Source organism: uncultured Friedmanniella sp., from assembly GCF_964244285.1.
Classification (GTDB): Bacteria; Actinomycetota; Actinomycetes; order Propionibacteriales; family Propionibacteriaceae; genus Microlunatus.
In genome coordinates this window covers 389,458-410,154 of the sequence record NZ_CAXTHT010000004.1, presented here as the reverse complement: position 1 = coordinate 410,154, position 20,697 = coordinate 389,458, and the positions used below count along the sequence as shown (strand labels likewise).

16 protein-coding genes are annotated in these 20,697 nt (G+C 71.8%); 8 read left to right on the top strand and 8 right to left on the bottom strand.

Annotation, left to right across the window (positions count from 1 at the left end):
- Positions 1-88 precede the first annotated feature (88 nt).
- Positions 89-1,720, bottom strand: coding sequence for a phosphoglucomutase (alpha-D-glucose-1,6-bisphosphate-dependent) (gene pgm / locus ACFE7W_RS13100; RefSeq protein WP_375425238.1), 1,632 nt, complete (start codon positions 1,718-1,720; stop codon positions 89-91).
- Between the two features lie 64 nt (positions 1,721-1,784).
- Here pgm and ACFE7W_RS13095 point away from each other — a divergent pair, with 64 nt between their 5' ends.
- Positions 1,785-2,720, top strand: a complete 936-nt coding sequence (locus tag ACFE7W_RS13095; protein WP_375425237.1) for a tetratricopeptide repeat protein — start codon at positions 1,785-1,787, stop codon at positions 2,718-2,720.
- A gap of 196 nt (positions 2,721-2,916) precedes the next feature.
- Here the strand turns inward: ACFE7W_RS13095 and glgB are convergent, their stop codons facing one another.
- The 3 genes from glgB to ACFE7W_RS13080 are packed head-to-tail and all read right to left on the bottom strand — an operon-like array spanning position 2,917 to position 8,693.
- The gene (glgB, locus tag ACFE7W_RS13090) at positions 2,917-5,073 is read right to left on the bottom strand and encodes a 1,4-alpha-glucan branching protein GlgB (RefSeq protein WP_375425236.1); all 2,157 of its coding nucleotides are present in this window, start codon (positions 5,071-5,073) and stop codon (positions 2,917-2,919) included.
- 6 nt (positions 5,074-5,079) lie between these two features.
- Positions 5,080-6,636 carry an aminoglycoside phosphotransferase gene (locus ACFE7W_RS13085; RefSeq protein WP_375425235.1) on the bottom strand — a complete coding sequence of 519 codons (1,557 nt, stop codon included), beginning with the start codon at positions 6,634-6,636 and terminating at the stop codon, positions 5,080-5,082.
- Between the two features lie 5 nt (positions 6,637-6,641).
- Positions 6,642-8,693 carry an alpha-1,4-glucan--maltose-1-phosphate maltosyltransferase gene (locus tag ACFE7W_RS13080; protein WP_375425234.1) on the bottom strand — a complete coding sequence of 684 codons (2,052 nt, stop codon included), beginning with the start codon at positions 8,691-8,693 and terminating at the stop codon, positions 6,642-6,644.
- A gap of 114 nt (positions 8,694-8,807) precedes the next feature.
- Here ACFE7W_RS13080 and glgP point away from each other — a divergent pair, with 114 nt between their 5' ends.
- Entirely contained in the window at positions 8,808-11,390 is a 2,583-nt protein-coding gene (gene glgP, locus ACFE7W_RS13075; protein WP_375425233.1) for an alpha-glucan family phosphorylase, read from the top strand.
- Positions 11,391-11,400: 10 nt separating this feature from the next.
- Here the strand turns inward: glgP and ACFE7W_RS13070 are convergent, their stop codons facing one another.
- Positions 11,401-12,021 carry a dihydrofolate reductase family protein gene (locus tag ACFE7W_RS13070; protein WP_375425232.1) on the bottom strand — a complete coding sequence of 207 codons (621 nt, stop codon included), beginning with the start codon at positions 12,019-12,021 and terminating at the stop codon, positions 11,401-11,403.
- 31 nt (positions 12,022-12,052) lie between these two features.
- Complete coding sequence (locus ACFE7W_RS13065; protein ID WP_375425231.1) at positions 12,053-13,225, bottom strand: DUF3500 domain-containing protein; 1,173 nt, start codon at positions 13,223-13,225, stop codon at positions 12,053-12,055.
- A gap of 115 nt (positions 13,226-13,340) precedes the next feature.
- Here ACFE7W_RS13065 and ACFE7W_RS13060 point away from each other — a divergent pair, with 115 nt between their 5' ends.
- Positions 13,341-13,658, top strand: a complete 318-nt coding sequence (locus ACFE7W_RS13060; protein ID WP_375425230.1) for a putative quinol monooxygenase — start codon at positions 13,341-13,343, stop codon at positions 13,656-13,658.
- Between the two features lie 126 nt (positions 13,659-13,784).
- Here ACFE7W_RS13060 and ACFE7W_RS13055 read toward each other — a convergent pair whose 3' ends face one another.
- Complete coding sequence (locus ACFE7W_RS13055) at positions 13,785-14,759, bottom strand: alpha/beta hydrolase (RefSeq protein WP_375425229.1); 975 nt, start codon at positions 14,757-14,759, stop codon at positions 13,785-13,787.
- A gap of 6 nt (positions 14,760-14,765) precedes the next feature.
- Complete coding sequence (glgX, locus tag ACFE7W_RS13050; protein ID WP_375425228.1) at positions 14,766-16,865, bottom strand: glycogen debranching protein GlgX; 2,100 nt, start codon at positions 16,863-16,865, stop codon at positions 14,766-14,768.
- Between the two features lie 190 nt (positions 16,866-17,055).
- Between glgX and ACFE7W_RS13045 the strand changes: the two genes are divergently transcribed.
- From ACFE7W_RS13045 to ACFE7W_RS13025, 5 genes are all read left to right on the top strand, one after another.
- Positions 17,056-17,853 carry an enoyl-CoA hydratase/isomerase family protein gene (locus ACFE7W_RS13045; RefSeq protein WP_375425227.1) on the top strand — a complete coding sequence of 266 codons (798 nt, stop codon included), beginning with the start codon at positions 17,056-17,058 and terminating at the stop codon, positions 17,851-17,853.
- Positions 17,854-17,985: 132 nt separating this feature from the next.
- Positions 17,986-18,486, top strand: a complete 501-nt coding sequence (locus ACFE7W_RS13040) for a hypothetical protein (RefSeq protein ID WP_375425226.1) — start codon at positions 17,986-17,988, stop codon at positions 18,484-18,486.
- Positions 18,483-18,827, top strand: a complete 345-nt coding sequence (locus ACFE7W_RS13035) for a hypothetical protein (RefSeq protein ID WP_375425225.1) — start codon at positions 18,483-18,485, stop codon at positions 18,825-18,827. Before ACFE7W_RS13040 ends, ACFE7W_RS13035 begins: the two co-directional genes overlap by 4 nt.
- A 66-nt stretch (positions 18,828-18,893) precedes the next feature.
- On the top strand, positions 18,894-19,688 hold the full coding sequence (locus ACFE7W_RS13030; protein WP_375425224.1) for an electron transfer flavoprotein subunit beta/FixA family protein: 795 nt from the start codon (positions 18,894-18,896) through the stop codon (positions 19,686-19,688).
- Positions 19,689-19,731: 43 nt separating this feature from the next.
- Positions 19,732-20,679 (top strand): electron transfer flavoprotein subunit alpha/FixB family protein, encoded by a 948-nt coding sequence (locus ACFE7W_RS13025; RefSeq protein ID WP_375425223.1) that lies wholly within the window; start codon positions 19,732-19,734, stop codon positions 20,677-20,679.
- Positions 20,680-20,697: the final 18 nt, after the last annotated feature.

Here is a 20,697-nt window from a genome sequence, read left to right as displayed (position 1 = left end):
GACAACGTTTCCCGCCCTCTCGATCTTCCGACTTGTCAGAAGTGGGTTACCCCGGAGGACAACTGGTTTCTGACAAGTCGGCAGGGGATCAGCCCAGGGTGGCCGAGACGACGGCGCGCGCTTCGTCCTGCACCTGGCGGAGGTGGTCGGCGCCGCGGAAGGACTCGGCGTAGATCTTGTAGACGTCCTCGGTGCCCGAGGGTCGGGCGGCGAACCAGGCCGACTCCGTCGTCACCTTGAGGCCGCCGATCGCCGCGTCGTTGCCCGGGGCCCTGGTCAGCTTGGCGGTGATGGGCTCACCCGCCAGCTCGGTCGCATCGACCGCCGACGGGTCGAGCTTGGCCAGCTTGGCCTTCTGCTCCCGGTTGGCCGGGGCGTCCACCCGCGCGTACGCGGGGGAGCCGTGCTCGGCGGTCAGCGCGGCGTAGTGCTCGCTGGGAGTCTTCCCCGTCACGGCGGTGATCTCGCTGGCCAGCAGGGCCAGCAGGATGCCGTCCTTGTCGGTGGTCCAGGTGCTGCCGTCCAGGGCCAGGAAGGACGCGCCCGCCGACTCCTCGCCGCCGAAGGCGATGTCGCCGCTGCGCAGCCCCGGCACGAACCACTTGAAGCCCACCGGCACCTCGAGCAGCGTCCGGCCGAGACCCGCGGCGACCCGGTCGATCATCGAGGACGAGACCAGCGTCTTGCCCACGGCGGCGTCGGGCTTCCAACCGTCGCGGTGGCCGTAGAGGTACTGGATGGCGACGGCGAGGTAGTGGTTGGGGTTCATCAGGCCGGCGTCGGGGGTGACGATGCCGTGCCGGTCGGCGTCGGCGTCGTTCCCGGTGGAGATGGCGTAGGCGTCCTTGTTGCCGATCAGGCTGGCCATCGCGTTCGGCGACGAGCAGTCCATCCGGATCTTGCCGTCGGTGTCCAGGGTCATGAAGGCCCACTGCGGGTCGACCTTCTCGTTCACCACCGTGAGGTCCAGCCCGAGGTTCTCGGCGATGTAGCCCCAGTACTGGACGCTGGCGCCACCCATCGGGTCGGCCCCGATGCGTACCCCGGCCTCGCGGACGGCGTCCAGGTTCAGCGCGTTGGCCAGGTCCTGGCAGTAGGCGCTGAGGTAGTCGAAGCGGTGCAGGTCGTTCTTCACCGCCGCGAACGGGCGCCGCCTGATCGCGGTCGGGTCGGCCAGCAGGGCGTTGGCCCGGGCGGCGATCACGCTGGTGGCGTCGGAGTCGGCCGGTCCGCCGTGCGGGGGGTTGTACTTGAAGCCGCCGTCGCGGGGCGGGTTGTGCGAGGGGGTGACCACGATGCCGTCGGCCTGCTGGGCCGGGGAGGCCGTCGCGTTGTGCACCACGATGGCCCGGGAGACCGCGGGGGTGGGGGTGTAGTCGTCGTCGCCCTCGCAGCGCACGTTCACCCCGTTGGCCAGCAGCACCTCGATGGCGGTCCGCCAGGCCGGTCCGGACAGGGCGTGGGTGTCCTTGCCCAGATAGAGCGGTCCGGTGATCCCCTGGCTGGCCCGGTACTCCACGATCGCCTGGGTGGTGGCGGCGATGTGCGGGTCGTTGAACGCGGCGTCCAGGCTCGAGCCCCGGTGGCCCGACGTGCCGAAGACGACCTGCTGGTCGGGGTCCGTCGGGTCGGGGAGCAGGTCGTAGTACGCCGAGACGACGGCATCGACGTCGATGAGGTCTTCGGGAAGGGCCGGTTGACCGGCGCGACTGTGGGCCATGCCGGCCATTCTGCCCACACGGACGGGTTCGGGCTCGGCCGGGCTGGTGCGGCAGGATGGGGCCATGACTTCGTCCAGCTTCTCCCGCGCCGGAGCCGTCGACCTCTCCGCCCTCGCTGCCCGTGCCAAGGCTGCGCCCAGCGCGGCCCCGCCCGGCCGTTCCGGGGCGGGTACGGGCGCCGGCTACGTGGTCGAGGTGACCGAGCAGACCTTCGAGGCCGAGACGATCCAACGCTCGGTCAAGCACCCGGTGGTCGTCGAGCTGTACTCGCCCCGGGTCGCCAGCGGCCAGCAGCTGAGCGACGCGCTGGCCGCGATCGCCAACGCGGCCGGTGGCAAGTTCCTGCTGGCCCGGCTGAACGTCGACACCGCGCCGGGGATCGTGCAGGCGCTGCAGCTGGAGGCCGTGCCCACGGTGATCGCCCTGATCGGCGGTCGGGTCGCCCCGCTCTTCCAGGGAGTGCTGCCCCCGGCCGAGGTGCAGGCGGCGATCGACCAGCTGCTCACCGCCGCCGTGGCCAACGGCATCGTCGGCCGGGCCGAGCCGGTGGGCGGGGCGGTCCCGGACGACGCCGCCGACGAGGCTGCGGCCGACCCGCGGTTCGCCGCCGCAGACGAGGCGCTGGAGCGCGGCGACTTCGCCGCCGCCGTGGCCGAGTTCGACACGCTGCTGGCCGCCAACCCCAACGACGCCGAGGCCAAGGCCGGTCGCGCCCAGGCCGGCCTGTTCGCCCGCGCCGCCACCCTCGACCCCCCAGCCGCCCTGGCGGCGGCCGCGTCCTCGGACGCCCTGGCCGACCAGCTCGCCGCCGCGGACGTGGAGATGCTGAGTGGCCTGGTCGACGAGGCCTTCACCCGGCTGCTCGGCCTGGTCCGCGGCCGGGCAGGTGCTGACCGCGACGCCGCCCGCGTCCGGCTGCTGGACCTCTTCGAGACCCTCGGCAACACCGACGAGCGCGTCCTCAAGGGCCGCCGTCAGCTGATGGCCGCCCTCTTCTGACCCCTCGCCCGCCCGGCCCCGCCTCGCCTGCCCTGCCCGCCCACAGCCGCCCTCGTGCGGGGGGCTCACCCGACGGTCACTTCACACCCCTGCGAGGCGCGTTGCGCCCGCCCGGAGGGCTGTGTCGCGGACCGCAGGGGTGTGAAGTGACCGTCGGGTGAGTTCCGGGGCTGCTAGGGCGGGCCGGGGGGTTGGGTCAGGCGGTGGGGGTGCTGGTGTCGTCGGTGGTCGAGGTGGCGGCGGCCGTACCGGAGGAGGCGGTGCCGGCCGTGGCGGCCGGCTGGGACGGCTTGGAGTCCGCCTTCGGCTTGCGGGAGCGCTTCGGCGCCGTCGAGGAGGAGTCGTCGGTCGCCGCCAGTGCGGTCTTGGCCTTCTTTCGAGCCGGTGAGGCCTGCTTCGCTGCCGCCTGGACGCCGCGGTCGACCGAGGCGGTGTCGGGCTGCTCCTCCGACGTGACCGGCAGGAAGCGCAGCCAGACCGAGCCGAGCGGCGGGATGGTGACCGCCGCGGACGCGGGATATCCGTGGGAGGGGACCTGTCCGGCGACCACCTGGCCGAGGTTGCCGAACCTGCCCGACCCGTCGTAGACGTCGGAGTCGGTGTTCAAGATCTCGGTCCAGATGCCTTCGGCCGGCAGCCCGATCCGGTAGTCCGACCGGGGCTCGGCCGAGAAGTTGCTGACGCAGGCGATCATCTGGCCCTCGCCGTCGAAACGCAGGAACGAGAAGACGTTGCCGCCCTGGTCGTCCGCGCTGATCCAGGAGAAGCCGGACGGGTCGCTGTCGGCCGCGTACAGCGCCGGGTTGGCCCGCTGGATCTCGTTCATGTCCTTGATCAGCCGCTGGACGCCGCGGTGCCCCCAGCTGCCCGACTCCTCCCAGTCCAGGCTGCGCTGCTCGGAGAACTCCCGCCGCTGGCCGAACTCGGTGCCCATGAAGAGCAGCTGCTTGCCCGGGTGGGACCACATGAAGGAGTAGAACGCCCGCAGCGTGGCGAACTTGCGCCAGTCGTCCTCGGGTGCCCGCTCGAACATCGAGCCCTTGCCGTGCACGACCTCGTCGTGGCTGATCGGCAGGATGAAGTTCTCCGAGTACGCGTAGGCCATCGCGAACGTCATCTCGTGGTGGTGGTACTGCCGGTAGACGGGCTCGCGGCCGAGGTAGCGCAGCGAGTCGTTCATCCAGCCCATGTTCCACTTGAAGCCGAAGCCCAGACCGCCCGCGTCGACCGCCCGGGTGACGCCGGGCCAGGACGTGGACTCCTCGGCGATCATCATGATCCCGGGCTTGCGCTGGTAGTTGTGCTGGTTGACCCGCTGCAGCAGCGAGACGGCCTCGAGGTTCTCGTTGCCGCCGTACTTGTTCGGGATCCACTGTCCCTCGTTGCGGGAGTAGTCCAGGTAGAGCATCGAGGCCACGGCGTCGATCCGCAGCCCGTCGATGTGGAACTCCTCCAGCCAGTAGTAGGCGTTGGAGATGAGGAAGCTCTGCACCTCGTTGCGACCGAAGTTGAAGATGTAGGAGCCCCAGTCGGGGTGCCAGCCGAGCTTCGGGTCCTCGTGCTCGTAGAGCGCGGTGCCGTCGAAGCGCTGCAGCGCCCACGGGTCGGTGGCGAAGTGGCCGGGGACCCAGTCCACGATCACCCCGACGCCGGCCTGGTGCAGCGCGTCGACGAGGTGGCGGAACTCATCAGGGCTGCCGAACCGGGAGACCGGCGCGAAGTAGCCGGTGACGTGGTAGCCCCAGGAGCCCTCGTACGGGTGCTCGGCGACGGGCATTAGCTCGACGTGGGTGTAGCCCTGCCAGGTGACGTACTCCACCAGCTGGGTGGCCAGCTCGGTGTAGGTCAGGCCGTGCCGCCACGAGCCCAGGTGCACCTCGTAGATGCTGACCGGCTCGGCGTGCTGCGCCTTCTGGCCCCGGTACCAGAGCCACTCGTCGTCCTGCCACTGGTACTGGGACTGGTGGACGATCGACGCGGTGTGCGGCGCCGCCTCGCAGAAGCGGGCCATCGGGTCGGCCTTGAGCCGCCAGACGCCGTCGACGCCGAGCACCTCGAACTTGTACAGCGCCCCCGTGCCCACGCCCTCGACGAACAGGGCCCAGACCCCGGAGCCCGGCACGAGGTGCATCTGTCCGAAGTCGCCGTTCCAGTGGTTGAAGTCGCCCACCAGCCGCACGGTCTGCGCGTTGGGGGCCCAGACCGAGAACCGGGTGCCGGTGAGCTCGCCGCGCTCGGAGTCGCTGACCGTGGTCTCCGCCGCGCCCAGTCGGCGCCAGCACTCGGTGTCGTGGCCGGCGTGGAAACCGGTCAGGTCCCATCCCGTCAGACCACCGCTGAGATCGAACGCCATGTCCCGCTACTCCTTCACCTGGTTGCTCGCACCGCGACGCTGCGTCGCGTCCCGCGCCTGGTCCTCATCGGCGTCCCGCGCCTGGTCCTGATCGGCGTCCCGCGCCTGGTCCTGATCGGCGTCCCGCGCCTGGTCCTGATCGGCGTCCCGCGCCTGGTCGTGCTGGATCTCGCCGACGAGCGTGCCGACGGCGCCCAGCGGGATCGCCACCCACTCCGGTCGGTTGCGCACCTCGTAGACCACCTCGTACACGGCCTTGTCGGCCTCGTAGGCCCGCAGCGTCTCGGCGTCGTCCGCCGTCAGCTCACCGCCCGCGTAACCGGTGAGAAAGGCCGTCCGGCACTCCTGCGCCCACTCCCGGCTCCCGGGGCCGGGAACGCTGGCGGCCGCGTAGTCGAAGGAGCGCAGCATGCCGGCGATGTCGCGCCACACGCTGTCGGGGGCCGCACGCTCGACGAGGGTCTTGGCCGGCTCGCCCTCGAAGTCGATGATCTTCCAGCCCGTGGGGGTGTGCAGGGTCTGGCCGAGGTGGAAGTCCCCGTGCACCCGCTGGGTGGTCAGCTCCGTCGCCCCCAGGTCGGCGAACAGGTGCTGCAGCCCCGCGACGTAGGGCTCCAAAGCCGGAGCGATCGCGGCGGCGACGCCCAGCCGGTCGGTCATCACCTGGGCCACCTCGGCGCCCGGCTGGAGACCGCTGGGGAAGGCGGTCCGCAGCGCCGCGTGCGTCTCGGCGAGCGCGTGACCGAGCTCCCGCGCCGGCTCGGCGAAGCTCGTCCCCCGGCCGAGGACGTCCAGGGCCAGGCCCCAGCCGTCGGTGGCGTCGGCGAGCTTCTCCACCACCATCGCCAGGTCCGCGTCGAGGGTCTCGGTGTGGCCGGTGGCGGGGTCGGTGTGGCTCCAGCTGGCGTCGACCCAGCCGTAGAGCTTGGCGACGTCAGCCATGGAAGTCCGCGACAGCGCGTCGTGAACCTCGATGTCCAGGTTGCGGCCCAGCTCCAGCCGCCGGAAGACCTTGAGCATGGCGACCTCGCCGAACATCACCGAGGTGTTGCTCTGCTGGCCCTTGAACACCGAGGCCGGCAGGTCCGCGCTCAGGCCCTCGGCCGCGCTGAGGTGGAACCCGACCTGGGCCTCCGGCTGTCGCAGGGTGCGCTCGGCGAGCAGCGACTGCAGCACCACCGACGAGGCCTCCGGGTCCTGCATCGCGTCGTAGGCCACCACCGCGCCGAGCTCGGGATCGGTCCAACGTCCGATCTCGGCGTGCTGCAGGTCTGGCTGCGGCGCGTGCCGGTAGGCGACGACGAGCTGGTAGAGCTCCCGCGGGCCGGGGTCACCGCCGTTGCCCGAGCCGGAGTCCATGGGGTAGCCGACCTCGAGCACCTCGGGCCGGACCGCCAGGCCGTGGGCGGAGTCGAGGTACTCCGCCGTCGAGGTGAGCCACGGCAGCGGGGTCAGGCCGATCACCACCGCCCGGCGGCCCTTGCCGCCGAACCATCGGGCCGCGGAGAGGTGGGCGAGCAGGTGGTCGGCGGTCTCGGGAGCGAGAGACGTCGTGGGCGGCACCGGCGTCACTGCTCCTCGGGCGCCGGGGCGGCGCTGGGCTGCCCGGAGCTCCGCCGACCGGGACGGACGAGGGTCAGGATGTGCGCCGGGTCGTCCACCGTCAGGCGGACGAACGCCCGCTGCCCCCAGCGGAAGGTCTGCCCGGTCAGCTCGTCGTGGACCAGGAAGACGTCGGCGGTCCCGAGACCCAGCGCGGCCATGTCCAGGACGATCTCGGACTCGTGGGTGTTCAGCGGGTCGACGCTCACCACCACCAGCACCACGTCGTCGCCGGCCCGCTTGGAGAACACGACCACGTCGGCGTTCGGCGCGTGGTGGAAGTGCAGGTTGCGCAGCTGCTGCAGCGCCGGGTGCTCGCGGCGGATGGCGTTGAGGGTGCCGAGCAGCAGGTTGAGGTTCTGCCCGCTCGCCTCCGCGCCCGACCAGTCGCGCGGCCGGTACTGGAACTTCTCCGAGTCCAGGTACTCCTCGCGGCCCTGGCCCAGGGGCGCGTTCTCGAAGAGCTCGAAGCCCGAGTAGACCCCCCAGGTGGGCGCGAGGGTCGCGGCCAGCACCGCCCGGATCGTGAACGCCGTCCGGCCGCCGGTCTGGAGGTACATCGGCAGGATGTCGGGGGTGTTGACGAAGAAGTTGGGCCGGAAGAAGCTGTCGGACTCCCCGGTGAGCTCGGTCAGGTACTCCTCGAGCTCCCACTTCTCGTTGCGCCAGGTGAAGTAGGTGTAGCCCTGCTGGAAGCCCGCCTTGCCCAGGGCGTGCATCATCGCCGGCTTGGTGAACGCCTCGGCCAGGAAGAGGACGTCGGGGTCGGTGCGGCGGACCTCGGCCAGCAGCCACGCCCAGAAGTCGACCGGCTTGGTGTGCGGGTTGTCCACCCGGAAGATCCGGACGCCGTGGCTCATCCACAGCTTCAGGAGGCGCAGGCTCTCGGCGTAGATGCCCTCCTTGTCCCGGTCGAAGTTGATCGGGAAGATGTCCTGGTACTTCTTCGGCGGGTTCTCCGCGTACGCGATCGAGCCGTCGGGCCGAGCCGAGAACCATTCGGGGTGGTCGCTGACCCACGGGTGGTCGGGCGAGGCCTGGAGCGCGAAGTCCAGCGCCACCTCCATCCCGTGCGACTTCACCTTGGCCACGAAGCGGTCGAAGGAGTCGAAGTCACCGAGGTCGGGGTGGATGGCGTCGTGGCCGCCCTCGACGTTGCCGATCGCCCAGGGCGAGCCCGGGTCGGCGGGGCCGGGGGTCAGGGTGTTGTTGGGGCCCTTCCGGAACGCCGTGCCGATCGGGTGGATCGGGGGCAGGTAGATGACGTCGAAGCCCATGGCCGCCGCCGCCTCGACCCGCTCGTAGGAGGAGTCGAAGGTGCCCGAGACCCACGTCTGGGTCTCGGGATCGTAGGAGGCGCCCTGGGACCGGGGGAAGAACTCGTACCAGGACCCGAAGACGGCGGTCCGGCGGTCGACGAAGACGGGGTACTCCGGGCTGGGGGAGAGCAGCAGCCGGGGTCCGTGAGTGGCCATGGCCGCGCGGACGTCCTCGGCCAGCACCACCTCGAGCCGGTCCTCGACCTGCTGGTCGGAGTCGAGCGCGGCCCGCGCGTCCTGCAGCTGCGTCGCGGCCTCGTCGTCGTCCGCCTCGGTCGCGGCCCGGGCGCCGGCCTCGAGGAGCGCCTTGCCCTCGGTGCCGACCAGGGCGACGTCGATCCCGGCCGGGATCTTGATCTCGGCGTTGTGCACCCAGGTGGCCCACGGGTCGTCCCAGCCCTCGACCCGGAAGGTCCAGGCGCCCTCGGTCTCCAGCGTGACCTCGGCGGCCCACCAGTCGAAGCCGAGCGGGGTGCTCGGCGCCATCGGCTCCACCCGCTCCGCCCCGGACGGGTCCGTCAGCACCACGTGGGCGTTCACGGCGTCGTGGCCCTCGCGGAAGACGGTGGCGCGGATGGGGATGGCTTCGCCCACCGCGGCCTTGGCCGGGTAGGCGCCCCCCTCGATCACCGGCGACACCTTGGTCACAGGGATGCGGCCGAACGGCGTGCCTGCGGCGGAAGAGGTGGTCACTGTCACCTGACCCAACCTAGCGGTGCGGCCCGACAGTCGTTCAGCCGCGCCTCCTGCGACGCCGGTCCGGGGTTGTCGAGCAGCGAGCGCGAACGGGCGGACATGTCCTAGGTTGTCCGAGTGCGCGCCATCCGTCGGTTCACCGTCCGTCCCGTCCTGCCCGAGGTCCTCAAACCTCTCGGCGACCTCGCCCGCAACCTGCGCTGGGCCTGGCACTCCGACACCGAGGACCTCTTCCGCTCGGTGGACCCGGAGCTGTGGGACGCGAGCGGGGGTGACCCGGTCCGGCTGCTGGCCGACGTGCCGGGGGAGCGGCTGCAGATGCTCTCGAAGGACAAGAAGTTCCTCAAGAGCCTGCGGGTGGTGCAGGCCGACCTGGCCGACTACCTGACCGGCGACCTCTGGTACTCCTCCTACGCCGCGGAGAACCCGACCGCACCCAAGGGCATCGGCTACTTCTCCCCGGAGTTCGGCATCACGGAGGTGCTGCCGCAGTACTCCGGCGGCCTCGGCATCCTCGCCGGTGACCACCTCAAGACCGCCTCCGACCTCGGCGTCCCCATCATCGGCGTCGGCCTGCTCTACCGGCAGGGCTACTTCCGCCAGTCGCTGAACGCGGCCGGCTGGCAGCAGGAGCGCTACCCGCTGCTGGACCCGAACGCGCTGCCGTTGACGCTGCTGCACGACGAGGACGGGCCGGTGCGGATCGAGGTGCCCCTCGGCGGGCGCACGCTGCACGCGCAGGTCTGGCTCGCGGCTGTCGGTCGGGTGCCGCTGCTGTTGATGGACTCCGACGTGGAGAGCAACGCCGGCCCCGAGCGCGACGTCACCGACCGGCTGTACGGCGGCGGCACCGACCACCGGCTCGCCCAGGAGGTGCTGCTCGGGATCGGCGGCGTCCGCGCCATCCGGGCCTACTGCCGGGTGACCGGCGCCCCCGCCCCCGAGGTGTTCCACACCAACGAGGGCCACGCCGGCTTCCTCGGGCTCGAACGGATCCGGGAGTACATGAACGACGGTCTGGACTTCGACGCCGCCCTCGAGCGCTGCCGCGCCGGCACCGTCTTCACCACCCACACCCCGGTGCCCGCGGGCATCGACCGCTTCCCGCACTCCTTGATGACCGAGCAGTTCGGCGGCTTCGACGAGGTGCCGCTGGACCGGGTGCTGTCGCTGGGCAGCGAGGACTACCCCGGCGGCGACCCGGACATGTTCAACATGGCCGTGATGGGCTTCCGGCTCGGTCAGCGCGCCAACGGGGTCTCACTGCTGCACGGGGAGGTCTCGCGCGAGATGTTCCAGGGGCTCTGGAAGTCCTTCGACACCAGCGAGGTGCCGATCACCTCCATCACCAACGGTGTCCACCACCACACCTGGGTGCACCGCCAGCTGCTCGAGCTGCTCGAGGCCCCGACCGGGTCCACCGCACCGTCGGTGATCGACGGGTACGACTGGAACGCCCTCGCGAAGGTGGACAGCAAGACCATCTGGGCTCTCAAGCGCCGGATGCGGGCCGAGCTCGTGACCATGACGCGGGCGCGGCTCACCGAGAGCAGCGCCAACCGCGGGCTGCCCACCGACTGGGTCGACGGCGTGCTCGACCCCGACGTGATCACGTTCGGCTTCGCCCGCCGGGTGCCCTCCTACAAGCGGCTGACCCTGATGCTGCGCGAGCCGGAGCGGCTCAAGGCCCTGCTGACCGACCCGAAGCGACCGATCCAGATCGTCATCGCCGGCAAGTCCCACCCCGCCGACGAGGGCGGCAAGGCGCTGATCCAGCAGATGGTGCAGTTCGCCGACCAGGAGGAGTGCCGTTCCCGGATCGTCTTCCTGCCCGACTACGACATCTCGATGGCCAAGCCGCTCTACCCGGGCTGCGACGTCTGGATGAACAACCCGCTGCGCCCCTACGAGGCCTGCGGCACCTCGGGCATGAAGGCCGCGCTGAACGGCGCTGCCAACCTGTCCATCCGCGACGGCTGGTGGGACGAGTGGTTCGACCCGGCGTTCGGCTGGGAGATCCCCTCGGCCGAGGGCGTGGAGGACGCCGACCAGCGCGACGACCTCGAGGCCCGTGCGCTGTACGACATCATCGAGGGCGAGATCGTGCCCCGCTTCTACGACGCCTCCGGCGGCGTCCCCGAGCGCTGGGTGCAGATGATCCGGGAGACCATCGCCGGCCTCGCGCCGAAGGTGCTCGCGTCGCGGATGGTGCGCGACTACGTCACCCACCTCTACGGACCGGCGGCCGCCTCCGCCTATGCGGTGGACGGCGGCGGGGCTGGCGCGGAGGGCCTGGCCGGCTGGAAGCGCCGTGTCCGCGCCGCGTGGCCCGAGGTCAAGGTCGACCACGTCGAGAGCCTGGACGGCGACCAGCTCGAGATCGGTGCGAAGCTGCACGTGAGCGCGCTGGTCCGGCTCGGTGAGCTGAGCCCCAACGACATCGAGGTGCAGCTGGTCACCGGACGGCTCGACTCCGACGACCAGCTGAAGGAGCCGCACGTCAACCCCTTCCCCACGGGGACCGACGTGGGCGACGGCCTGCGCCGCTACGAGGGCTGGGTCGAGGCCAAGCGCTCCGGCGCCATCGGCTACACCGTCCGGGTCGTCCCCCACCACCCCCAGCTCGCCAGCCCCGCCGAGATGGGTCTGGCAACGCTTCCCGCCGACATGCCCACCCCGCCGAGCGCTGAGCCGGTGTGATCTGCGGTGGTCAGGCCCTCGTTCTGCTGACCCCGTAACGGACGTGGGTCGCCAGCGGTGAGTGGGCGGCCTCGAGGACGTCGAGGTGGAGGCCGGTGATGCCGTCGAAGAGGCGCTCGCCGCGGCCCAGCAGGACCGGGGCGATGTCCAGGGAGAGCTCGTCGAGCTCTCCGGCGGACATCACCTGACGGACCGCCGAGGCGCCCCCGGAGATGTCGACGTCGCCGTCGCCGGCCTCCCGGGCCTGGGCCAGGGCCGCGGCGATGCCGTCGGTCACGAAGAAGAAGGTGGTGCCGCCGGCCATCGGGACCGGGTCGTGGGCGTAGTGGGTCAGCACGAACACCGGCGCGTGGTACGGCGGCTCGTCACCCCACCAGCCCTGCCAGTCCGGGTCCGTCGACCAGTCCCCACGCACCGGACCGAACATGTTGCGGCCCATGATGTAGGCCCCGCGGGGCCGCATCAGGCGGTCCGTCCAGTCCTGGTCCACCTCGTGCGCCGACCCGTCGCCGGGAAGGTGCCAGCGGTGCAGGTCGAGCCCGCCTCGCCCGAGCGGGTTCTCCCGGCTCTGGTCGGGGCCGGCGACGAAGCCGTCGAGCGAGATCGACATGTGGCTGGTGGTGAAGGTCATGGTCGCATCCTCGACCACCGCTCGGACGCGCTCACGCGCTGTGGTGGGCGGCGCGGTGGTGGGCGAGCGCGTCGAGACCGAAGTCGGTGGTCGGGTCACGCCAGACCGAGTGCGCGTGGTTGGCGTCGCGCTGGGTGTTGTCCCACTCCAGGAGCAGCCGTGGCGCCTGCAGTCGGTAGTAGTGCGGCAGACCCGGCTCGGTCGAGCCGGCCCAGGCGAAGTGCACCGTGTCGAGGACGGCGTCGTCGGCGTAGGTCGCCAGCGGCGAGAGCCCGGCCGGAGCCCGGTCCAGGTAGGTGCCCAGCAGGGCCTGCAGCAGGCCGCGCTGCTCGGCGTCGAGGTGCGCGGCCGGGACGCCCTTCGGGGCGAGGGAGTAGGCGACCGTCCGGTGGTCGTGCTCGGTCAGCCCGGCCGCCTCGTCGATCCGGTCGCTCAGCGCCTGCAGCTTCGCCTGTTCGACGGGGTCGGCAAACCGTTCGTCTCGCCAGACGCCGGAGAGCGGGATGACCTGGTCGCCCTCGGCCAGCACCGTCCGGTTCGCGGTGACGAAGTCCGACGGCGCCCGCGGGAGCAGCAGTGCCCGTGCCATGAGGTCGGTGCCGAGGGAGCGGACCAGGTCGCGGGCCAGGTCCTCGACCCGACCCAGCGGCCGGCTCGTCGCGCCGCCCAGCAGCGGCGAGGTCGCCGGGTCGGCACCCAGGAAGCACGGGGTCGTCGCCACCAGCTCACCGTCCGCCACCAGGTTGTTCAACGAGACGTGGTGGCCGCCGAAGCGCCAGCCCCAGGGCCGGGTGCCGCCCGGCTCTCCGAAGACCCGCAGATAGTACTGGCCCGGGTCGCGGCCGCGCTCGCGGTCGAAGCGGGTGACGAAGCCCTCGAGCTGGTCGAGCACGTTCTCCAGCCCCATGATCGTCGCCGCCGTCACGTAGGCGGGACGGGAGAGACCGGTACTGACCAGGCGCATCGCCGCCTGCTGCTGCGCCGGGCGCTGCTGGTGCACCGTGAGGCCGCCGTGGTCGGTCGGGGTGTAGAACCAGCGGCGGCGTTCGGTGTCGCTGGCGTCGTCGGCGGGGACAGCTCCGCGGGCGGTTCGTCGCTGCACCTCGTCGAGGCTGTCCAGCCAGGCGGCCGCCGCCTCGGCCATCCGCGTCGCTGCCTCCCGGCGAACGCTCGACTCCCCGGTGCTGGTGCCCTCGTTGGCCATGGCCTGGAATGTAGCCGGTGCCGCCCCCACGTCGTGTCCACCGTGGTAGTCATGGAACCGCGGCTGAGCCCGGCCCGGTCGCTCCCTGATACGCCGATGTCTCGAGGAAAAGCCCGTGACCACCCCGACCGACTCCCGTCCCGACCCGCTGACCGTCGTCGCCTTCATGCGTGCAAGGCCCGGTCGAGAAGATGAGCTCCGCTCCGCGTTCGAGGCGCTGGTCGAGCCGACGACGCAGGAAGCCGGATACGTCAACTACGACCTGCACGAGTCGACCAGCGACCCGGGTCTCTTCTACTTCTACGAGAACTGGGAGTCTGGCGACGCCCTCGACGCTCACCTCGACGCCCCGCACCTGCGGCAGTTCGTCGCCCGGATCCCCGAGCTGCTCGACGACGACGGGCTGAACATCCAGCGGCTACGCCGTATCTGACTGCCTCGCTCCGCTCGGCTGCGGATCGCGCTCCAGCCCTCCGTCGACGTCGTCGCCGGTGAACGAAGAACGTGTTCACCGGCTCCTCCTTTCGACGGAGGCGCGCGATCCGGTCGTGGTCGACTTTCAGGAGCTGTGGCTGAGCTCGGCGACGATCTCGGACAGCGCTGCCTTGGCGGCGGGCTCGAAGAGGGGGATGGAGGCGAAGCCGTGGATGGCGTCGGGGTAGACCACCCGGCGAACCCGGACGCCGGCGCCCTCGAGAGCGTCGGCGTAGCGGAGGGCATCGTCGCGCAGCGGGTCCTGTCCGGCGGCGACCACCAGCGTCGGGGGCAGGTCCGAGTGGTCGGAGGCATGCAGCGGGCTCACCCGCGGGTCGTCGGCGGCGATCGAGTGGGGCAGGCCCTGGGGCATGTAGCAGCGTCCGAACCAGTCCATCGTGGTCCGCGGCAGCAGCGGGGCGTCCGGCAGCTCCGTGACCGACGGCGAGGCCAGCGTGAGGTCGGTGGAGGGGTAGAGCAGCAGCTGGTGCCGTAGCACCGGCCAGGACGGGTCGGCGCGCGCCCGGTTCCGGCCGGCCAGGGCGACCAGAGCCGCGAGGCTGCCGCCGGCGCTCTCGCCCATCACCGAGACCTGCTCGCGGTCGGCGCCCAGCCCCGCGGCGTGCTCCACCAGCCACTGCGTCGCCGCCCAGCAGTCCTCGAACGGGATCGGCGCCGGGTGCTCGGGCGCCAGCCGGTACTCGATCGACGCGACCGTCACGGGCGCCCGGGCGGCGAGGTTGCCGCAGAGCCAGTCGGCTGCGGTGAGGTTACCGAGGACGAAGCCGCCGCCGTGGAAGTTGACCACCAGCGGCGTCGCGCCCTCGGTACCGGCGGCCCGGTAGAGCCGGATCCGGAGCCGAGCCGGCTCGCCCACCGAGGAGGGCACGGGGACGGAGAGGTCGTCGATGTCGATGCTGCGACCGACCGGCCCCAGCACCACCCGGGCCAGCGGCCGGGGCAGCTCACGCCGGGCGCCGACCAGGTACGCGGCCGTCGGGGGGTCGGGTCGCGGCAAGAGCTGCACCGCGCCCACCAGCAGCCGGGTCCGGAGGTTCACCGCGCCTCAGTCGACCTGCAGCACCACGACCGTGCGGCCGGGGATCTCGAGGTGGCTGCCGGCGGCGAGCTTGTCCGTCGGCAGCTCGCCCTCGGCTCCCGTGTGGGCGACCACGGAGTAGGTGTGGCCCCAGCAGCCGCCCGGCAGGTCGACCTGGACGGCGTCCGAGCCGCCGTGGAGCCAGATCAGGAGCGCGTCGTCGGAGCTGCGGTCGGGGTCGTCGTCGGCCAGGTAGACCCCCAACGTCCGGCGGGTCCCGTCGCTCCAGTCGTCCTCGGTCATCTCGCTGCTGTGGCCCCCGAACCACGCCAGGTTCTTGCGCCCGTTCGGTCGTCCGGCCGCGTCGAGCAGCTCCTGGCCGTGCCGGTAGGCGGTCCGGCGCAGCACCGGGTGCTCGGCCCGCAGCTGCAGCAGCCGCCGGCTCAGGTCGGTCAGGTCGGCCCAGTCGTGGACCGTGTCCCAGTGCACCCACGAGAGCGGTGAGTCCTGGCAGTAGGCGTTGTTGTTGCCGCCCTGGGTCCGGCCCAGCTCGTCGCCGGCGGTGATCATCGGCACGCCGGCCGCGAGCAAGAGGGTCGCCATCATGTTGGCGGTCTGCCGGTGCCGCAGGCCGACGACGTGGCCGTCGCCGCTGTCGCCCTCGACGCCACAGTTCCACGAGCGGTTGTCCTCGGTGCCGTCACGGTTGGACTCCCCGTTGGCGCCGTTGTGCTTGACGTTGTAGGTCACCAGGTCGCGCAGCGTGAAGCCGTCGTGGGCGGTGATGAAGTTGACGCTGGCCTGCGGCGCGCGCTCGGCGAAGATGTCGGGGGAGCCGACCAGACGCTGGCCCAGCTCGGAGACGCCGTGGGTGTTGCCGCGCCAGAAGTCGCGGACGTAGTTGCGGAAGCGGTCGTTCCACTCACTCCAGCCGTCGCCGAAGGCGCCCACCTGGTAGCCGTAGGGCCCCATGTCCCAGGGCTCGGCGATCATCTTCACCTGGCTGAGCACCGGGTCCTCGCGGACCGCGACCTTGAACGGGTGCTCCTGGTCGACGTGGTGCCGCTCGTCGCGCAGCAGCGTGGTGACCAGGTCGAAGCGGAAGCCGTCGACGCCCATCTCGGTCACCCAGTAGCGCAGCGAGTCCAGCACCAGCCGCAGCACGCCCGGCTCGGAGGTGTCCACGGAGTTGCCGCAGCCGGTGACGTCGTAGTCGTTGCGCTGGTCGGCGGTCAGCCGGTAGTACCCGAGGTGGTCCAGGCCCCGGAAGGCCAGCGTCGGGCCCTCGTGGCCGCCCTCGCCGGTGTGGTTGTAGACCACGTCGAGGATCACCTCGATGCCCGCGTCGTGCAGGGTCGAGACCATCTCCTTGAACTCGCGGACCTGCTGGCCCAGCGTCCCGACCGAGCCGTAGGCCGAGTGGGGGGCGAAGTAGCCGAGGGTGTTGTAGCCCCAGTAGTTGGAGAGCCCACGACCGATCAGGAACGGTTCGGAGACGAACTGGTGCACCGGCAGCAGCTCGACCGCCGTCACGCCGAGATCCACCAGGTGCTGCACGACGGCCGGGTAGGCCAGCCCCGCGTAGCTGCCCCGCAGGTGCTCCGGCACGGCGGGGTGCAGCCGGGTGAAGCCCTTCACGTGCAGCTCATAGATCACCGAGTCGGCCAGCGGGACCCGGTCGGCGATCGGTCGGGGCGCGGGGGAGTCGGCGACCACCACGCTCAGCGGGACGGCGGCGAAGGAGTCGAGGGTGTCGGGGACGTAGTTCGACTCCGGCGTGTGGTCCAGGATCGGGCCGGAGTAGTCGACCCCGCCGGTGACCGCGCGGGCGTACGGGTCCAGCAACAGCTTCGCCGGGTTGAACCGGGTGCCTGCGGTGGGGTCCCACTCCCCGTGCACCCGGTAGCCGTAGCGCTGCTCGGCGCCGACGCCGGGGACGTGCACGCTCCACACGCCGTCGCGGCCGAGCGCGAGGTCGTGGTTGGTCTGCTGCCGGTCCTCGTCCACGAGGGCCAGCTCGACCCGGGTCGCCCGCGGCGCCCAGAGTCCGAACGTGGTCCCGCTGTCGCGGACGTGCGCGCCGAGCAGGGACGTGTCGGCCGGTACGGGCAGTGCCGTGGTGGTCATGGTCGCAAGCTCTCGGGTCGTGTGACCGGTGCAGTCGCACCGGCCGGGCCGGGGGTGACATCGATGTCTGCCCGGGCAGAGCGTAACCGGAAGCGGTCCTGCTTGCCGACCGGACGGCGCAAATCGGCTCGACCGACAACCGTGGTCCGCGGCTACCGGCCAGCATGACGCCCGGGCTTAGGGTCGGGCCATGAGCGACGACGCAGCGGCCCGCGAGCCTGTCCGCCTCGAGGTCGAGGACGGGGTGGCCGTCCTGCGGCTGGACCGGCCGAAGGTGAACGCGCTGAATGCCGACCTGCAGCGCCGGATCGGTCTTGCCGCGGCAGAGTGCGGCGAACGGGACGACATCGCCGCCGTCGTACTGAGCGGGGGCGAACGGGTGTTCGCCGCCGGCGCGGACATCCACGAGATGGCCGGGCTGGGCTACCCGGAGATGGTTGCGCGGTCCTCCGCCCTGCAGGACGCCTTCACCGCGGTCTCGCGGATCCCGAAGCCCGTCGTCGCCGCGGTCAACGGCTACGCGCTGGGCGGGGGCTGCGAGCTGGCCCTCTGCGCGGACGTCCGGATCGCGGCGGTCGACGCGACTCTCGGGCAACCCGAGATCCTGCTGGGCATCATCCCCGGCGCCGGCGGCACCCAGCGGCTCACCCGGCTGGTCGGCCCCAGCCGGGCCAAGGACCTGATCTTCACCGGCCGCTTCGTCGGGGCGGCCGAGGCCCTCGCCATCGGGCTGGTCGACCAGATGGTCGCCGCCGAGGACGTGCTGCCCACGGCCCTGGCCTGGGCGCGTCAGTTCGTCGGCGGCCCGGCCCTGGCGCTCCGGGCCGCCAAGGAGTGCGTCGACCGCGGGGGCGACGTGGACCTGGAGACGGGGCTGCAGCTGGAGCGGATGCAGTTCGCCGCCCTGTTCGCCACCGAGGACCAGGCCATCGGGATGCGCTCGTTCCTCGAGCACGGCCCGGGTCAGGCGAGGTTCGCCGGCCGCTAGCGCCGGAGCAGCTCCCGAGCCATACGCAAGTGGATCCTCACGCGTAGTCGCGTGAGGATTCACTTCCGTCTGCTTGTCCACAGGCCGGCCGGCCGACTCGCCGTCATCCACAGCCTTCCGCGAGGCTCCCAGATGACTGCTGCGGCGGCTCACGATCATCGGGTGCATCCTCGCCGACGCGTTCCGGAGTCGATCCAGCGGCTGTCCGTCCTGCAGGCCGGGGTGGTGACTCGCGAGCAGGCTCGCGGGCTGGGCATGAGCGACCACGTGCTGACCCGGCTGGTGCGCGAGGAGCGCTGGCGACGCCTGGCCGCGGGGATCTTCCGCACCGCGGATGTGTCACCCGAGTGGGAAGCCCTCGCGTGGGCCGGCGTGCTGAAGGGTGGTGACGGAGCCCGACTGGGACCGTCCGCGTCCGCACACCTGCACCATCTCGTCCTCGAGCCGCCGCGGCCCCTCGACGTCCTGGTGCGCCCGCACGGCTCGCGGACGCGGTCGGACAACTGGCTGTTCCTGCAGGACCAGCCAGGCATCCGTGGCCCCTCGGTCGGCTCCCCGCCACGGTTGAGCGTGGAGGACACCGTCCTCGACCTCTGTGCGGCCAGCACCGAGGCGAGGTCGTCGCCCTCGTGACCACCGCCGTCCAGCAGCGCCGGACGCGACCGGCCCGGCTGGCGGCGGCCCTGGAGCTGCGAGCCCGGCACCCTCGGCGCCGCCAGCTGAAGCAGCTGCTCGGAGACGTCGAGGCCGGGGCCGAGTCGTCGCTGGAGATCAACTACCTCCGCGAGGACAACCGCTTCGTCCTCGCGGCGGTGGCGACCCTGCGCTACGGCTGGTTCGACGTCCTCGACCACCCGTGCCTGGTGGCCGCGCAGGTTGCCGCCGCCCTCCGCGCCCTGGGCTGGTCGGGCCTGCTCGGCCGCTGCAACCGGTGCCTGGCAGCCTCGGAGGCCGATCTCTGGCTGCCGGCCTGAGCCCCGGCCGAACCAGGCCGCCTCGTTGCTTCCCGCCGCTTGTTACTCGTGAGTAATATACGGCCCATGAAGATCGTCGTCCTGGTCAAGTACGTGCCCGACGCCTCCGGAGAGCGCACCTTCGCCGCCGACGGCACCCTCGACCGCGGCGCTAGCGACGGCCTGCTGTCCGAGCTCGACGAGTACGCCCTCGAGCAGGCGCTGCGGATCGCCGACGACGCCGACGATGCCGACGGTGACGTCGAGGTGGTCGCGCTGACCCTCGGCCCCGACGCCGCCGCCGACGCGATCAAGCGGGCCCTGCAGATGGGCGCGACCAGCGGCATCCGGGTCACCGACGACGCCGTGCACGGCACCGACTACCTCGGGACCAGCACGATCCTGGCCGCGGCCGTCGCGAAGGCCGCGCCCGACCTGGTCCTGTGCGGCATGGCCTCCACCGACGGCAGCGGCGGCGTCGTCCCCGCCATGGTCGCCGAGCGTCTGGGCTGGCCGGCCGTGACCTTCGGGGCGACGCTCGAGCTGGTCGAGGGAGGCGTCCGGATCCGCCGGGACGGCGACACGGCCACCCTGGTCGTCGAGGCAGCCCTGCCCGCCGTCGTCAGCGTCACCGACCAGTCCGGAGAGGCCCGCTACCCCTCCATGCGCGGCATCCTGGCCGCCAAGAAGAAGCCGGTCGAGACCTGGGACCTGGCCGACCTCGGCGTCGACCCGGCCGGCGTGGGCCTGGGCGCCGCCTGGACCACCGTGCTGGAGGCCCAGCCGCGGCCGCCGAAGCAGGCCGGGCAGATCGTCACCGACGACGGCGGCGCCGGCTCGGTCGCCCTCGTGGAGTTCCTCACCGCCGGCAAGTACGTCTGAGCCGTCGACAAGTCCGAGTTCACCGAAGAAGCAGGAGCACCTCATGTCCCAGGTCCTCGTCGTCGCCGACCTCGTCGACGGTGCCGTCGGCAAGCCGACCCTCGAGCTGCTGACCCTGGCCGGGAGGATCGGTGACCCCGTGGTCGTCGTCTTCGGCGAGGCGACCGGCGCGGTCGCCGCGAGGCTGGGCGAGTACGGCGCCACCCGGGTGCTGACCGTGACCGACCCGGCCGTCACCGACTACCTCGTCGCCCCGAAGGCCGAGGCGCTCGCGCAGATCGCCGCCACCACCACGCCGGCCGCGGTGCTGGTCACCTCCGGCGCGGAGGGCAAGGAGGTCGCGGCCCGGCTCGCGGTCAAGCTCGGCTCCGGCCTCATCACCGACGCCATCGACGTCGCGGCCGACGGCTCGACCACCCAGAGCGTCTTTGCCGGCAGCTACGCCGTGCACGCGTCGGTGACCCAGGGCGTCCCCGTCATCACGGTGAAGCCGAACGCGGTCACGCCCGAGCCCGCGGCAGCCACGCCGGCCGTCGAGAGCTTCGCGGTCACGATCTCCGACCAGGCCAAGGGCGCCCGCATCGTCGCCGTCGAGCCGAAGCAGGCCAGCGGCCGGCCCGAGCTGAGCGAGGCGGCCGTCGTGGTGTCCGGCGGCCGTGGCACCGGAGGCAACTTCGACGAGGTCGAGCAGCTGGCCGACAGCCTGGGTGCGGCTGTCGGCGCCTCACGGGCGGCCGTGGACTCCGGCTGGTACCCCCACGCCTACCAGGTGGGCCAGACCGGCAAGACCGTCTCGCCGCAGCTCTACATCGCCGCCGGCATCTCCGGAGCCATCCAGCACCGGGCGGGCATGCAGACCTCCAAGGCCATCGTCGCGGTGAACAAGGACGCCGAGGCCCCGATCTTCGCCCTCGCCGACCTCGGCGTGGTGGGTGACCTGCACACCGTGCTGCCCGCCGTCGCGGCCGAGGTGGCCAGGCGTCGTTCCTGACGCTGAGTACGCTGCCTG

Excerpts from the sequence above, each read along its gene's own strand:
- pgm (WP_375425238.1), bottom strand. The coding sequence starts at position 1,720 with ATGGCCCACAGTCGCGCCGGTCAACCGGCCCTTCCCGAAGACCTCATC.
- ACFE7W_RS13095 (WP_375425237.1), top strand. The coding sequence starts at position 1,785 with ATGACTTCGTCCAGCTTCTCCCGCGCCGGAGCCGTCGACCTCTCCGCC.
- glgB (WP_375425236.1), bottom strand. The coding sequence starts at position 5,073 with ATGGCGTTCGATCTCAGCGGTGGTCTGACGGGATGGGACCTGACCGGT.
- ACFE7W_RS13070 (WP_375425232.1), bottom strand. The coding sequence starts at position 12,021 with ATGACCTTCACCACCAGCCACATGTCGATCTCGCTCGACGGCTTCGTC.
- ACFE7W_RS13065 (WP_375425231.1), bottom strand. The coding sequence starts at position 13,225 with ATGGCCAACGAGGGCACCAGCACCGGGGAGTCGAGCGTTCGCCGGGAG.
- glgX (WP_375425228.1), bottom strand. The coding sequence starts at position 16,865 with ATGACCACCACGGCACTGCCCGTACCGGCCGACACGTCCCTGCTCGGC.
- ACFE7W_RS13045 (WP_375425227.1), top strand. The coding sequence starts at position 17,056 with ATGAGCGACGACGCAGCGGCCCGCGAGCCTGTCCGCCTCGAGGTCGAG.
- ACFE7W_RS13040 (WP_375425226.1), top strand. The coding sequence starts at position 17,986 with ATGACTGCTGCGGCGGCTCACGATCATCGGGTGCATCCTCGCCGACGC.
- ACFE7W_RS13030 (WP_375425224.1), top strand. The coding sequence starts at position 18,894 with ATGAAGATCGTCGTCCTGGTCAAGTACGTGCCCGACGCCTCCGGAGAG.
- ACFE7W_RS13025 (WP_375425223.1), top strand. The coding sequence starts at position 19,732 with ATGTCCCAGGTCCTCGTCGTCGCCGACCTCGTCGACGGTGCCGTCGGC.